Origin of the sequence: Aminobacter sp. P9b, assembly GCF_045345995.1 — a bacterium.
Lineage (GTDB): Bacteria > Pseudomonadota > Alphaproteobacteria > Rhizobiales > Rhizobiaceae > Aminobacter > Aminobacter niigataensis.
Map to the genome: position 1 here is coordinate 3,113,026 of NZ_CP150082.1, position 13,763 is coordinate 3,126,788.

Annotated in this window: 11 protein-coding genes and 1 tRNA gene; 5 read left to right on the plus strand and 7 right to left on the minus strand. The window is 63.0% G+C overall.

Annotated features, from left to right (window positions below; genetic code table 11):
* Nucleotides 1-49: 49 nt before the first annotated feature.
* Genes WHT83_RS15390 through WHT83_RS15405 form a run of 4 tightly spaced genes read right to left on the minus strand, consistent with a single transcriptional unit; the run spans nucleotide 50 to nucleotide 4,782 of the window.
* The gene (locus WHT83_RS15390) at nucleotides 50-985 is read right to left on the minus strand and encodes an ABC transporter permease (protein ID WP_406871672.1); all 936 of its coding nucleotides are present in this window, start codon (nucleotides 983-985) and stop codon (nucleotides 50-52) included.
* 9 nt (nucleotides 986-994) lie between these two features.
* The gene (locus tag WHT83_RS15395) at nucleotides 995-2,047 is read right to left on the minus strand and encodes an ABC transporter permease (RefSeq protein ID WP_406871673.1); all 1,053 of its coding nucleotides are present in this window, start codon (nucleotides 2,045-2,047) and stop codon (nucleotides 995-997) included.
* On the minus strand, nucleotides 2,047-3,636 hold the full coding sequence (locus WHT83_RS15400) for an ABC transporter ATP-binding protein (RefSeq protein ID WP_406871674.1): 1,590 nt from the start codon (nucleotides 3,634-3,636) through the stop codon (nucleotides 2,047-2,049). Before WHT83_RS15400 ends, WHT83_RS15395 begins: the two co-directional genes overlap by 1 nt.
* 30 nt (nucleotides 3,637-3,666) lie before the next feature.
* Nucleotides 3,667-4,782 (minus strand): BMP family ABC transporter substrate-binding protein, encoded by a 1,116-nt coding sequence (locus tag WHT83_RS15405; RefSeq protein ID WP_406871675.1) that lies wholly within the window; start codon nucleotides 4,780-4,782, stop codon nucleotides 3,667-3,669.
* 115 nt (nucleotides 4,783-4,897) lie between these two features.
* Here WHT83_RS15405 and WHT83_RS15410 point away from each other — a divergent pair, with 115 nt between their 5' ends.
* Nucleotides 4,898-5,818, plus strand: a complete 921-nt coding sequence (locus WHT83_RS15410; protein ID WP_318761782.1) for a LysR family transcriptional regulator — start codon at nucleotides 4,898-4,900, stop codon at nucleotides 5,816-5,818.
* 256 nt (nucleotides 5,819-6,074) lie between these two features.
* Here the strand turns inward: WHT83_RS15410 and WHT83_RS15415 are convergent.
* From WHT83_RS15415 to WHT83_RS15425, 3 genes are all read right to left on the minus strand, one after another.
* Nucleotides 6,075-6,149, minus strand: a tRNA-Glu gene (locus WHT83_RS15415).
* A gap of 79 nt (nucleotides 6,150-6,228) precedes the next feature.
* Nucleotides 6,229-7,419: a YcbK family protein gene (locus tag WHT83_RS15420; protein ID WP_406871676.1), complete on the minus strand. Its 1,191-nt coding sequence runs from the start codon at nucleotides 7,417-7,419 to the stop codon at nucleotides 6,229-6,231.
* A gap of 215 nt (nucleotides 7,420-7,634) precedes the next feature.
* Nucleotides 7,635-9,464 (minus strand): PHA/PHB synthase family protein, encoded by a 1,830-nt coding sequence (locus WHT83_RS15425; protein WP_406871677.1) that lies wholly within the window; start codon nucleotides 9,462-9,464, stop codon nucleotides 7,635-7,637.
* A gap of 99 nt (nucleotides 9,465-9,563) precedes the next feature.
* On the opposite strand from WHT83_RS15425, the gene WHT83_RS15430 reads away from it, so the two are divergent.
* The 4 genes from WHT83_RS15430 to glpX all read left to right on the plus strand — a co-directional run bounded on the left by WHT83_RS15430 (nucleotide 9,564) and on the right by glpX (nucleotide 13,752).
* Entirely contained in the window at nucleotides 9,564-9,953 is a 390-nt protein-coding gene (locus tag WHT83_RS15430; protein WP_108608270.1) for a hypothetical protein, read from the plus strand.
* Between the two features lie 48 nt (nucleotides 9,954-10,001).
* Nucleotides 10,002-11,219: an LL-diaminopimelate aminotransferase gene (locus WHT83_RS15435; RefSeq protein WP_108608269.1), complete on the plus strand. Its 1,218-nt coding sequence runs from the start codon at nucleotides 10,002-10,004 to the stop codon at nucleotides 11,217-11,219.
* Nucleotides 11,220-11,273: 54 nt separating this feature from the next.
* Nucleotides 11,274-12,587 (plus strand): homoserine dehydrogenase, encoded by a 1,314-nt coding sequence (locus WHT83_RS15440; protein ID WP_108608268.1) that lies wholly within the window; start codon nucleotides 11,274-11,276, stop codon nucleotides 12,585-12,587.
* A 190-nt stretch (nucleotides 12,588-12,777) separates the two neighbouring features.
* Complete coding sequence (gene glpX, locus WHT83_RS15445; protein WP_108608267.1) at nucleotides 12,778-13,752, plus strand: class II fructose-bisphosphatase; 975 nt, start codon at nucleotides 12,778-12,780, stop codon at nucleotides 13,750-13,752.
* Nucleotides 13,753-13,763 lie beyond the last annotated feature (11 nt).

The following is a 13,763-nucleotide window of genomic DNA, read 5'->3' on the forward strand; positions in this document are numbered from 1 at the left end:
TACGCGATCCGTTTCGGGATCCGGTTTTCAGAGTTCAGAGTTTCAGATTTCAGCGCACATCGCGGAAATAGGGCAGGCCCAGCGCCGCCGGCGCCGCCGACAATTGCCTCATGCGCTGCAGCACAATGACGGGAACGATGATGAAGCACAGTGTCCCGAGATAGGGCAGCATGCCGAGCAGGGCGGGGGCGACCGGCCAGTTGCGTGCCTGCCCCACATAGCCAAGTGCCGTGATCAGCCCGAACAGAAGCGCCGCCATCACGACATTCAGCGGCCTGTAGCGGGCAAAGATGACCAGGGCGACGGCGATCCAGCCGCGGCCAGCGACAATGCCGTCCGACCATGACGGAACAAAAGCCAGCGTGAGATAGGCGCCGGCCCCCGCCGCCAGTGCCGCGCCCAGCGACACGTACCAGAAGCGCATCGCCAGGACCGGTATGCCGGCCGCGTCAGCCGCTGCGGGGTTTTCTCCAACCGCACGCATGTTGAGGCCATGACGCGTCTTGAACATCAGGTAGTGGATGGCGACGGGCAGGATGATGAAGATCAGGTAGACGAGTATATTCTGGGAGAAGAAGGCCGGTCCCAGAATTGGAATTTCGCTCAGATAGGGCACGACCACCGGCTGGAAGGTCGCCTTGGCCGGCATGCCGGAAAACGCCCTGCCTGCGGTGGCGGCAAGTCCCGTCCCCATCAGGGTAAGCGCCAGTCCGCACAGCACCTGATTGGCGCGGAAGAGCACGGTCGCCACGGCAAAGATCATCCCGAAGCAGAGCCCGACCGCAAGTGCTGCGGCAAAACCGACCGACGGGTTCGGGACGCTGATGGTGACCGCGATCGCCGTTACCGCACCGAGCGCCATCAAGCCCTCGACGCCCAGGTTGACCACTCCGACGCGCTGGCAGATGACCTCGCCAAGTGCTGCCAGTGCCAGGACGCCTCCGGCAAGCACCGCCGTTGTCAGCAACCCCGTTATGATATCCATGTCGGCATCCTATGCGGTGGTTCGATCGGTGCGGACGAGGCGGTAATGCGCAAACTCGTCGCCGATGGCGGTGAACATCAGTACGAGGCCGGTCAACGCCACGATTGCGCTGGTGGTAAGTCCCTGCGTCTGCAGGATGATGCCGGCGTTGAGGATGAAGGCCATCAGTGCCGCGGCGGCAAGGACGCCAAGACACGAGGTGCGTGCAAGCACCGCAACGATGATGCCGAGATAGCCGAAATTGTTGGAGATGCCGCCTTGCAGGCGATGCACGGTTCCGGCCACTTCCAGCATTCCGGCAATGCCCGCGACTGCACCCGAAAGCAGCATCACCGCAATGATGCGCCGCCGCACGGGTATGCCGACATAGATCGCGTTCTCGGGATTGGCGCCGCTGATCCGCACCTCGTAGCCCCATCGGGTGAAGGACAGCACTGCTGCCACAAGCACCGTCAGAGCCACCGCGATTGCAAAGCCCCAATGAACCATGCCCCAGAGTTCCGGCATCTCGTAGCGAATGCGCGGCGTGGAGCCGAGCGTTCCGGCACCCTTGTCGCGCCACGGTCCGGTCGCGAAATAGTAGACGAGCAGGGTCGCCACGAAATTCAGCAACAGCGTAGTGATGAGTTCGTTGACGCCGATAAAGGCGCGGGCGAGGGTCGGGATGGCGATCCATGCCATGCCGCCGGCGACGCCCGCCAGGAACATCGCCGGCAGCATCAGCCAGGCCGGGCCGTCGACAAACAGGCCGATCGCCGCTGCTGCCAGCGCACCTGCATAGAACTGGCCTTCGGCGCCGATGTTCCACAGCCCGATGCGCCGCATGATCATGACCGCAAGGCCGGTCAGGATGAGCGGCGTTGCCAGAAGGCCAAGATCCTCCAGTCCGAAGCTCGAGCCAAACGTCGACTTGATGACCTGGCCGCCAAGGGCGAGCGGATTGAGCCCGGAGACGGCGACAACGAGGCCGCCGACGATGAGGGCAAGCACGATCGCCGCGACGCGAACCGCAAGAGCAACGGAAGGCTTGGGCGAGGGGAAGCGCTGCAGACGCCAGGCCATCACGACCTCTTGCCGTTGATTGCGGGCGCAGCCGCCGTCTGCCCGCCCATCAGGAGACCGATGGTTTCCATATCGGCACTTTCGGCATCAAAAACAGACATGATCCGGCCTTCGTAGAGAACCGCGATACGGTCCGAGAGACTGAGCAATTCTTCGAGGTCTTCCGATATCAGGACGACGGCGACGCCCTGGTTTCGAAGGTCGACGAAATAGCGAAGCATCGTGTTGATCGCGCCGATATCCAGGCCACGGCTGGGGTAGGCTGCGACCAGGACCTTCCGCGCTATGCGGATTTCGCGCCGGGCGACGAGGCGCTGCTGGTTGCCACCGGAGAGGTTTCGCACCGGCATGCCAAAATCGGGAATCGCCACCTCGGCGTCTGCAGCGATCGTCCGGGCCAGCCGGTTGGCGGCCCGCGGGTCGAAGAACGGACCGCGCGACACCGCGTCGGTCTTGTATTCCCGGATCACCACATTATCGTCGATCGAAAGCGAAGGCGCCAAGCCGCTGCGCAGGCGGTCCTCCGGGATGTGGCCGATGCCAAACGCCGCGAAGGCCGCCGCATCCTGACGGCTTTCGGCCTTTCCGCCGATCAGGATCTCGCCGGAAACAAGCGGCCGGATGCCGGTGATGACCTGGCTCAGTTCGCGCTGGCCATTGCCTGCAACGCCTGCAATTCCCAGTATTTCGCCGGCCCGGATGGAGAGGTCGACATTCCGCAGCGCCGGCAGGCCGCGCTGGTCGTCGGCGCAGACATTCTTGAGTTCCAAAACGGCAGGGCGGGCATGCTGCCGAGGCTCAGTCGATCGGTCGCGGTAGTTGCCCAGGACGATTTCGCGCCCGACCATCAGCCCGGCGAGCATGCGATGGTTGCAGTCCTTGGTGTCATGCGTCCCGACCTTGCGGCCGCCGCGAAGAACCGTCACCCGGTCGGAAATCTCCAGGACTTCATGAAGCTTGTGGCTGATGAAGATGACGGCGTTGCCGGATTTGCGAAAGGCGTCGAGGGCCTTGAACAGTTCCCGTGCCTCGGCTGGAGTCAGCACGGCGGTCGGTTCGTCGAGGATCAGGACGCGCGCGTCTCGCGCCAGCACGCGCAGGATCTCGACGCGCTGCTGCTCGCCTGCCGACAAGGTGTGGATGCGGGCGTTGGGCTTGACGGCGAGATTGAATTTGTCGGCGATCGCAGCCGTTCTCGCTTCCAACTGGCTGGCCGACGCCAGCCTTGGCGTCTGCCCCCATCCGAGATGGATGTTTTCGGCCACGGTGAAGGCCTGGACCAGCTTGAAGTGCTGATGAACCATGCCGATGCCTGCCGCGATCGCATCGAGAGGGGAGCCGAAGCGAACCGGCTTTCCATTGATGGCGATCTCGCCGGCATCAGCTTGATAGATCCCGGTGAGGATGTTCATCAGGGTTGATTTGCCGGCGCCGTTCTCGCCGAGAAGCGCGTGGATCTCACCGGCGCGGATGTCGAGGTCGACGTCCGCATTGGCGATCACGCCAGGAAAATATTTGGCGATTCCGCATAGTGATACGAGCGGCGGCGCGGTGTCACCGCCGACAAGGCGAAGTCTCGGATCAGGCATTGCAGCGTCCATCGATCGAGGCGATCAGTCTTAGGTGCCGAGCCCGGAAACGCCCTCGACCGACCAGTCCCAGTTGTAGAGCGCGAATTCGTCAAGCGTTTCGCCCGCCTTCACCCGCACTGCCCCGGTCGTGTCCTTGATCTCGCCTGTAAACGGGCTCCAGCCGCCGATGATCTTCTCGCGCACTGCGTCGGCCTTGGCCGCGACGTCGGCAGGAACCGACTCACCCCAGCTATCGCGGTCGATGCCGCCGCCCAGGGGAAGCAGGGTCTGGCCACCACCCGACCAGGTGCCTTCCAGCCGCTTTCTCACCTGATCGACATAGAACGCCGTCCAGTCAGGGATGATCGAGCTGACATAGGCATTCTTGCCGTAGCGCCGCATGTCGGAGCTCCACATCGCAGCCCGCACGCCCCGCTGTTCGGCGACCTGCAGATAGGAGGCCTCGTTCATGACGCCAAAGAGGAAGTCGCAGCCATTGTCGATCAGCGCGCTTGCAGCCTGGTTGGCGCCTTGCGGATCGAACCAGGAGTTGATGCTGATGACCTGCAGGGTGGCCGCCGGATTGACCGAGCGTGCTCCCATCAGGAACGCATTGCTCGATGAGATCGCCATCGGCACCGGGAAGGAAGCGATGAAGCCGAGTTTGCCGGACTTGCTGAGCAGGCCGGCTGCCACGCCGATGACATAAGTCGGATGCCAATGGGCAGCGTAGTACCAGCCGAGATTGTCGGCCACCCGGCGGCCGTCGGCTTCCAGGAAGGCAACTTCCGGCGAGCGCTCGACCACCGATGCGAAGAAGTCGCCATAGTTCGATGTCGAAAACACCATCTGGGCGCCTTCCTGCACGAACTGCCGGAACGTGCGGCTTGCGTCGGCGGAGAAAGGAATGCTTTCGACCACCAGCGTCTTGGCCTTCGGGAAGGCAGCCTGGATCGCCTTGGCCCCTTCATTCTGCTTGGTGTTCCAGCCTTCGTCCGAGACCGGCCCCGTCAAGCCAAAGGCGATGACGGCATCCTCTTCCTTGATGGCTACGAGAGGTGCCGCGCGAGCCTGGCCGATCCAGCGCGGCATGATGAGAGATGAAGAAGCAGCGGCCGAAAGGGCCAAAAACCGGCGACGAGAAAAGTTATGCTTATAGTTCATCGAATTCCCCCCGAAATCGAGGTGAAGGCTAGTTTTTCAAACCCCTCATTGACCAGCGAATATTTGCGTCAGTAGTGTATAAAAAAATAGTACAGTCACTTTACAGGTGTCGGGAATGCCCTTGATTACGCAAGGCGCGAAGGCGCTGGAAATGGTCGCTCGATTTGGGTCGATCCGTAAGGCGGCGGAGCAGATGAATGCGACACCCTCTGCTGTCAATCGCCAGATACTCAATCTGGAACTGGAGTATGGGCAACCGCTTTTCGAGCGCTTGCCGCGGGGTATGCGACCGACGGAGGCGGGCCGCATCCTGGTGGGGCAGGTTCGGAAATCGCAGCAGGAGATCACCGCGGCCGGCGCCGAAGTGGAAGGCCTGCGTCCCTCGCACGGCAGCAGCGTGAGCATCGGTATCATGGAGTGCCTGTCGACAGGGTTCCTGCCCAAGGCGTTTCGTGCGCTTCAGGCGCAGCATCCCGGCGTCAGCCTGCGGGCGTATGTCGATGGTACCAACATCATACTCGATAAGGTCAAATCAGGCTCGATAGACTTGGCGATCGCATTCAATACGCCTCAGGATATCGGCTTGAATATCGTCAAGACTGCCCATCTAAGGCTTGGAATAGTCGCTCACCCGTCGCACAAATTGATGCAGCGAAAACACGTTGATATCGAAGACATATTGAACGAATATTTTCTGTCGACGGATGACAGCCTGACCATTGGGCCTATGGCTGACCTGCTCATTCAGAGATTGAGATCTCCGATCCACAAAATTGCCGTTTCCAATTCCATAGCTCTATTGAAGGCAATAGTTCAGGAAGGGCTTGGAATAAGCATACTGACATTGATTGATGTCTACGAGGAAGTCGAAAGCGGAAAATTGGGCTTCGTGCCGCTCTCCGGCCCGAGGATGTCGGTGGCGCTGTCTCTCTCTTCGCGCGACGTGAACGCGCTGACCGATACCGGCAAGGCCATTGCCGGCATCATCGCCAGTTCATTGGACGAAGTCCAAGCACTGTCGCTCAACAACGCCTGAACCGCATGCGGCACACGCTCACTGTCGCCGGCCGGTGAGGCTGCCGCACTTTCGTTGAGGCTTGGTCGTGATTGCGAGTTTGCCGCTGTCTCGGCAGTCTACCTCTGGCTGGCGGTCGTGGCACCGCAAGCGAGCCAATTTCACATTGAAACCGCAAGACGAACGGTCAAGGGCTGGCGGCCGTCGATTCCAACAAATTCTTGTTTGATCCTTGCCTGACGGCTTGGCTCACATCCTGCTAAGTGGTTGGAAAACCTGGTACGCCCAAGGGGAATCGAACCCCTGTTACCGCCGTGAAAGGGCGGTGTCCTAACCGCTAGACGATGGGCGCGCTCAGGTGAGGCGGTGTATAGTTGGCTTGTTCGCGACAGGCAACCCGTCTTTTTGCTGCGTCGCGAAATTTTTTTGGCTTATCCACGGCGGCGGCCGCAGCGCCAGTTCCATTCGCGTTCCGGGCCGACATCGATGTGTACTGAATTGGTGTGGCAGTAGGTGCCGACGCCGCCGCGACCGGGCATCGCCCGCAGGAAAGTTGCCAATTCCCACTTGCCGACGCCTGGGATCTGGATGTCGGCCGCAGCGCAATACATGTGCTGCGAGTTCTTGGCGCCGCGTGCCCGGCGATTGCGCTCGGCGTTGCGGTAGCCAGACGTCACGATCATCTTCTTGCCGTAGTGCTGCTCGGCTGCCTTGAGGATGCGCACAAGCGACGGCTTCAGACAGGCGACGTCGACGCTCTCGGTCTGCTTGAGCAATCCGTTGGGAGCAAGACGCGCCATGCCGGCGGCGGATGCCACTTCCAGGCCGGGGTCCTCGTCCTCGTGCAGGTCGACGTCGCTGTCGTCGTCGATGCCCGACTTGCGCTTGATCTCGAATAGGTCGGTCTGGCGCACGCCGGGCAGCGCCCAGTTCGAATCGCCGCCGCCGCCGAGCGAGGCCAGTTCGACCGGCTTGGCATCCGACTTTGCCGAGGCAAGCGTGATGATCGGCTTGGCCTTGGCTTCCACGGGTTCCGGCGACGGAGCGGTGGCGGCCGTCGCGATCAACGGCTTTGCCTTTTGCTCGGCCGGCGCGGCCTTCGCCGGCGAAGAGCCAAAGAGGGAGGCAAGGAAGCCCTTCTTCTTGGGCTGCTCGGCCTGCTGGGGGGCAGGGCCGTTGGTCAGATAGAAGCCGGTGTCTTGTTGCGCCGGCGGCTTGGCGGCATGGGCTTCGGCAGCTTGAACCGGCTGCTGCTCGGTCGCCGGTTGCTGGGCGGCCGCCGCTGCCGCGACGGGCGCCTGCGCAGCTTCTTCGCTGGCGATGGCAGCTTCGGCCGGCGTTTCGCCGCCTGGCTTGGCAAGGGGAACATAACCGACCTGGTCGGGCAGGGCGGCGTTGCCCTCGGCGTTCATGGCCAGATTGGCGGTGGCGGGCGCCGTACCAGGCGTCGCGGCCGCGTCGGTCCCGGCAGCCTGGCCGGTTGCATCAGCGGTGAGTGCGGGGTTTGCGAGCTCGAGATTGGGCTCGCCCGTCGAGGAGCAGGATACGGCCAGCAGCGAAACCAGGACGGTCAGCGCAACGCCGCATCGCCGGTCTGCGAATCGCAGTCGTCCTGACCTCAAGCTGGTCCCCTCTCATGCACTGCAGGCCAAAGATCACGTTTGGCGATGAAAATCGTACGTTTACGCAACCACGTTTCTGAACAAGAAACGGCACCCGATCACTTGCAATGATCTCCCCAGTGTCGGGCTATGCGCCAATTAAGGCGAGATCATGATAGGCGCCATGTTCTCGCCCCCTTTGCTAAGGGCGTCAACTCACCACGCATTACAGCAGGTTACACGCGGACCTTCACATAGCTGCCGGGCGCGTCTTCCAGCACCGGGCCGCTTATCCCGGGCTTGCGGGGGTCGACGCGCCTGTCGTCCTTGGCCTCGATCCAGCGGTGCCAGTGCGGCCACCACGAGCCGGGCGTCTCGGTGGCGCCCTTGAGCCATGTGTCGAAGTCGCCCGTTGGCTTGCCGCTCGACCAGAATTGATACTTGCCGGCGGCCGGGGGATTGACCACGCCGGCGATGTGACCCGAGCCGCCGACGACATAGTCGACATCGCCGCCGAAATACTGGCAACCGAGGAAGACCGAGCGGGCAGGGGCGATGTGATCCTCGCGGGCCGCCAGATTGTAGACGGGAATGGTGATGTCGGCGAGCGAGATGATTCGGCCGGCAAGCTCCATCCGGCCCTGCGACAGGTTGTTCTCGAGATAGCAGTTGCGCAGGTAGAAGGAGTGGTTGGCTGCCGCCATGCGCGTCGAATCCGCGTTCCAGTAGAGCAGGTCGAACGGCAGCGGGTCCTTGCCGCGCATGTAGTTGTTGACGACGTAGGGCCAGATAAGGTCGCCGGAACGCAGCATGTTGAAGGCGGTCGCCATCTTGGTGCCGTCGAGAAAACCCTTGTCCTTCATCGCGCGTTCGAGGGCGACGATCTGGTCTTCGTCGACGAAGACCTTGAGGTCGCCGGCGTAGGTGAAATCGACCTGCGTCGTGAAGAAGGTGACCGAGCGGATGCGGTGGTCGCCCTCCTGCGCCAGAAGCGCCAGGGCCGCGGCCAGCAGCGTGCCGCCGACGCAATAGCCGATGGCGTTGACCTCGCGCTCGCCGGTCGCCTGCTCGACCGTGTCGAGGCCGTATTGCAGCCCCTCGCGGATATAGGCCTCCCAGTCCTTCAGGCCGTGGCGCTGGTCGGGATTGATCCAGGAGATGACGAAGACGGTGTGGCCCTGCTCGACGGCCCAGCGGATGAAGGATTTCTGCGGGTTGAGATCGAGGATGTAGAATTTGTTGATCCAGGGCGGGCAGATCAGCAGCGGACGCTTCAGCACCTTGTCGGTTGTCGGCGCATACTGGATGATTTCGGCGACGTCGCTGCGGCCGACCACCTTGCCCGGCGTGGTGGCAATGTTCTTGCCGATCTCGAAGCCGGAATAGTCGGCCTGCCTGAGCTTGAGGTCGCCCTTGCCGGCCACGATGTCCTCGGCGAACATCTTCATGCCGCGCACCAGGTTTTCGCCGTTGCTGGCAACCGTCTCGCGGAACAGTTCCGGATTGGTCAGGATGAAATTGGACGGCGAGATCGCATTGGCGACCTGCTTAACATAGAAGCCGGCCTTGTGGCGGGTGTGCTCGTCGAGGCCGTCGGCATGGTCGACTAGGTCGCCGGCCCAGCGGGCGGTGACCAGATAGGCCTGCTTGAGGAAGTCGAAGAAGGCATTGCGGCCCCATTCGGGGTCGAGGAAGCGCTTGTCGGTGCGCTCCGGCTTGACCGCGTCCTCGACCTCGTCGCCGCCCATGCGCTGGACCGACTTGCTCCAGACATCGAGATAGCCGGAGAACAGCCTGGTCTGTGCTTCGAGCGCGCGTTGCGGGTCCGACAGCCAGTATTCGGTGAGCTTGGAGAAGGTCTTGACCATGTCGGTCATGGGTTCGGCGACGGTGTCGCGCAGTTCGCCCTTCTCGCGCGGCTCGGCCCATGCGGACGCGGCCTTGCCGGCCTGTTCGATCATGCGGGCCATGTTGAGCGCGAAGCGCTCGGGATCTTTGACGAGGTATTGCTCGACGGAGGAGGGGGAATCGCCACTCGGCTTGTCCGAATCGTCTACCTTCGCCATGGTCTTTCGAGGTCCTCCCAAAGGGCCTTTTATTGACATACTATCATGCGACGTCTTACCGGGTCCAACGCGCTCTACCGCGCCTGTCGGGGAAACTTTATGACACATCGTGTTGGTCGGCATATTTTTTTCTGCGCCCGCCTGGTCGTATCGGCGGGATTGCTGGCCTTGCCCGTGGTCGCCAGCGGCTGCACCAGCACGACGAGCGCCGACACTGGTCCCGCCCTTGCAGGTGGTCGCGGTGCGCAGGACACCGGCACTTATCCTAATCTCAACATCCGGCCGACGGCCGCGGCACCTCAGTTCACCGAGGAGCAGAAGGCGGCAAAACTCGCCCAACTTCACGCCGCGCAGCGGCGGCAAGGTGCCAAGGCCGGTGCCGGCAGCGGCAATTCGGCGGCGATGACCACGCTTGCCCGAAAGCACGGCGACGACACGCTGAAGGCCATCGAAGGCAAGTGCGAGACTATCGACCCCGCCTGCAATTGAGTGTATATCGCGCACGCATCGCCGAGCCCCCGTTTACCTGGAACTGACATGGAAGAATTTCACAAGGTCCGCCGCCTTCCGCCTTATGTCTTCGAGCAGGTCAACCGGCTGAAGGCCAGCGCCCGATCGCGCGGCGCCGACATCATCGACCTTGGCATGGGCAATCCCGACCTGCCGACGCCGACCGCGATCGTCGACAAGCTGTGCGAAGTGGTCCGCGACCCGCGCACCCATCGCTACTCGTCGTCGCGCGGGATTCCCGGCCTGCGCCGTGCCCAGGCCAATTATTACGCCCGCCGTTTCGGCGTGAAGCTCAACCCCGACACCCAGGTCGTGGCGACTCTGGGGTCGAAGGAAGGCTTCGCCAACATGGCGCAGGCGATCACCGCCCCCGGCGACGTGGTCCTTTGCCCGGATCCGACCTATCCGATCCATGCCTTCGGCTTCATCATGTCGGGCGGCGTCATCCGTTCACTGCAGGCGAAGCCCGATGACGGCTTTATCCCGGCGCTCGAGCGCGGCGTGCGTCACTCGATCCCCAAGCCGCTGGCGCTGATCCTCAATTATCCTTCGAACCCGACGGCACAGGTCGCGACGCTCGATTTCTATAAGGACGTGGTCGCGTTCGCCAAGAAGAACGATATCATCATCCTGTCGGACCTCGCTTATTCCGAGATCTATTTCGACGGCAATCCCCCGCCTTCAGTGCTTGAGGTGCCGGGCGCGATCGACGTCACGGTCGAATTCACCTCGATGTCGAAGACCTTCTCGATGCCGGGCTGGCGCATGGGCTTCGCTGTCGGCAACGAGCGCTTGATCGCGGCGCTGACGCGCGTGAAGTCCTATCTCGATTATGGTGCGTTCACGCCCATCCAGGTGGCGGCGACCGCGGCCCTCAACGGCGACGGCACCGACATTGCAGAGGTGCGCGAGGTCTATCACAAGCGCCGCGACGTCATGGTTGATTCCTTCGCCCGCGCCGGCTGGGAAATCCCGGCGCCGGCAGCGACGATGTTTGCCTGGGCGCCGATCCCCGAGCCGTTCAAGCATCTCGGTTCGCTAGAGTTCTCCAAGCTGCTCATCGAGCACGCCGACGTGGCCGTGGCTCCGGGCGTCGGTTTCGGCGAGCACGGCGACGATTATGTCCGTCTTGCGCTGGTCGAAAACGAACACCGCATCCGCCAGGCGGCACGAAGCATCAAGCGCTTCCTGCAAACCACCGCCAAGCATCCAAACAACGTGGTTCCGCTCGCAGCCCATCGCTGAGCGGCGCCACGAACAACATTCCCAGAACGACTGAAGTAAGAGGCGCCGTCGACCATGGCTGAAGCATTGCGTGTTGGAATTGCCGGTCTCGGCACGGTCGGTGCTTCGGTGGCGCGCGTGCTGCGCGACAAGGCGGCCGAACTCACCCGCCAGTGCGGCCGCGAAATCGTGGTCACCGCTGTCTCCGCGCGTGACCGTTCGCGCGATCGTGGCGTCGACCTGAGTGGCGCCAAGTGGTTCGACGATCCGATCGAGCTGGCCGAGAAGGCCGACATCGATGTCTTTGTCGAACTGATCGGTGGCGACGAAGGTGCGGCGCGTTCCTGCGTGTCTGCCGCGCTCGCCGCTGGCCGGCACGTCGTGACCGCCAACAAGGCGCTGCTCGCCAAGCATGGCGTGGCGCTCGCCGAGGTCGCCGAAAAGAAGGGCGTTCTGCTCAACTACGAGGCGGCGGTGGCCGGCGGTATCCCGGTCATCAAGACGATGCGCGAGGCGATGGCCGGCAACAGCGTCAACCGCGTGTTCGGTATCCTGAACGGCACCTGCAACTACATCCTGACCCGCATGGAAGCGGAAGGGCTGACCTTCGAGGCGTGCCTCAAGGACGCGCAGCGTCTGGGCTATGCCGAAGCCGACCCGACCTTCGACATCGAGGGCAACGACACGGCGCATAAGCTGGCGATCCTCACCAGCCTGGCCTTCGGAACCCGGATCGCCTCCGATGACATCTATCTCGAGGGCATTTCCAACATCACCCAGGCGGACATTCGCGCCGCCGGCGAACTCGGCTACCGCATCAAGCTGCTTGGCGTTGCCCAGCGCACCGAAAGCGGCATCGAGCAGCGCGTGCACCCGACCATGGTGCCGACGGCTTCGGTCATCGCCCAGGTCCACGGCGTAACCAACGCCGTTGCCATCGAGACCGACATTCTTGGTGAACTGCTGCTTTCCGGCCCTGGCGCCGGCGGCAATGCCACGGCTTCGGCGGTCGTTGGCGACATCGCCGACATCGCCAAGAGCCGCCCCGGCTTCCAGCACGGCCCTGTGTTCGGGCGTCCGGCCAAGGAACTGCGCCCCTACAAGAAGGCGCAGATGCGCAGCCACGCCGGCGGTTATTTCATCCGCCTGACCGTGCACGACCGCACCGGCGTGTTCGCGGCGATCGCCAAGCGCATGGCCGACAACGACATCTCGCTGGAATCGATCGTCCAGCACGCCAACGGTTCCGATGGCGTATCGGAGAAGACCGTCATCCTGGTGACCCACGAGACCACCGAAGCTGCCGTGCGCAAGGCCGTCGACGGCGTGACCAAGGACGGCCACCTGACCGACAAGCCACAGGTCATCCGCATCGAGCGCGCCGGCTGAGGCTGGCGACGCAGGCGAGGGCGGAAATGCGCCTTCGCCGGGGCAGTCAAGCCTCAACTCCCTTTCAATCGATTGATATTGTTTCGCTTTCGATAAAGCGGGCTACAGGTCTTGCCGTTGTCACAAGGGTTTGACAATAAGAGCCGGCCCGGTTCGGGCGCTCCGAATTCATCGACTCCAGGACCCTGATATGGCGAAAAGCGTTGTTGCCGGCCTCGACCGGATACTCACCATGGAACTCGTGCGCGTCACCGAACGCGCGGCTGTCGCTGCCGCCCGGCTGCGCGGACGCGGCGACGAGAAGGCTGCCGACCAGGTGGCCGTCGACGCCATGCGCCAGGAATTGAACCGCCTCGCCATCGATGGCACCGTCGTCATCGGCGAGGGCGAGCGCGACGAAGCGCCGATGCTCTATATCGGCGAGGAAGTCGGCGCTGGTGGCCCCGAGGTCGACATCGCGCTCGACCCGCTCGAAGGCACCACCATCTGCGCCAAGAACCTGCCCAACGCGCTGGCGGTCATCGCCATTGCTGAAAAGGGCAGCCTGCTGTTTGCGCCCGACGTCTATATGGACAAGATCGCGGTCGGCCCGGGCTACCCCGATGGCGTCATCGACATCGATGCGTCGCCGGCAGAAAACATTGCCAGCGTCGCCAAGGCCAAGGGCGTGCCGGTCGGAGAGATCACCGCTTGCATCCTCGACCGCCCGCGCCATGCCAAGCTGATCGATGCCGTGCGTGCCACCGGTGCCGCCATCCGCCTGATCGGCGACGGCGATGTTGCCGGCGTGATTCACACCACCGACCCGGAAGAAACCGGCATCGACATCTATCTCGGCACAGGCGGCGCGCCCGAGGGCGTGCTGGCAGCCGCAGCATTGCGTTGCACTGGCGGCCAGATGCAAGGCAGGCTGCTGCTCGACAGCCCGGAGAAGATCGCCCGTGCCGCCACCATGGGCATTGAAGACCCTAAAAAGGTCTACCGGATCGAGGAAATGGCGCGTGGCGACGTGCTGTTTGCGGCAACCGGCGTCACCGACGGCAACCTGCTTGCCGGCGTGAAGTTCGGACGCGACTCGATCACCACGCACACCATCGTGCTGCGCTCCTCGTCCAAGACTGTTCGTGAAATCAAGGCGCGCCATCAGGATCTGGAAAAATTCTGATTACGCGCTTG

Bases quoted from the DNA above. Each gene is read 5' to 3' on its own strand.
- WHT83_RS15425 (WP_406871677.1), bottom strand. From the start codon at position 9,464: ATGGCGAAGGTAGACGATTCGGACAAGCCGAGTGGCGATTCCCCCTCC.
- WHT83_RS15410 (WP_318761782.1), top strand. From the start codon at position 4,898: ATGCCCTTGATTACGCAAGGCGCGAAGGCGCTGGAAATGGTCGCTCGA.
- WHT83_RS15400 (WP_406871674.1), bottom strand. From the start codon at position 3,636: ATGCCTGATCCGAGACTTCGCCTTGTCGGCGGTGACACCGCGCCGCCG.
- WHT83_RS15430 (WP_108608270.1), top strand. From the start codon at position 9,564: ATGACACATCGTGTTGGTCGGCATATTTTTTTCTGCGCCCGCCTGGTC.
- WHT83_RS15405 (WP_406871675.1), bottom strand. From the start codon at position 4,782: ATGAACTATAAGCATAACTTTTCTCGTCGCCGGTTTTTGGCCCTTTCG.
- WHT83_RS15440 (WP_108608268.1), top strand. From the start codon at position 11,274: ATGGCTGAAGCATTGCGTGTTGGAATTGCCGGTCTCGGCACGGTCGGT.
- WHT83_RS15435 (WP_108608269.1), top strand. From the start codon at position 10,002: ATGGAAGAATTTCACAAGGTCCGCCGCCTTCCGCCTTATGTCTTCGAG.
- WHT83_RS15390 (WP_406871672.1), bottom strand. From the start codon at position 985: ATGGATATCATAACGGGGTTGCTGACAACGGCGGTGCTTGCCGGAGGC.
- WHT83_RS15395 (WP_406871673.1), bottom strand. From the start codon at position 2,047: ATGGCCTGGCGTCTGCAGCGCTTCCCCTCGCCCAAGCCTTCCGTTGCT.
- glpX (WP_108608267.1), top strand. From the start codon at position 12,778: ATGGCGAAAAGCGTTGTTGCCGGCCTCGACCGGATACTCACCATGGAA.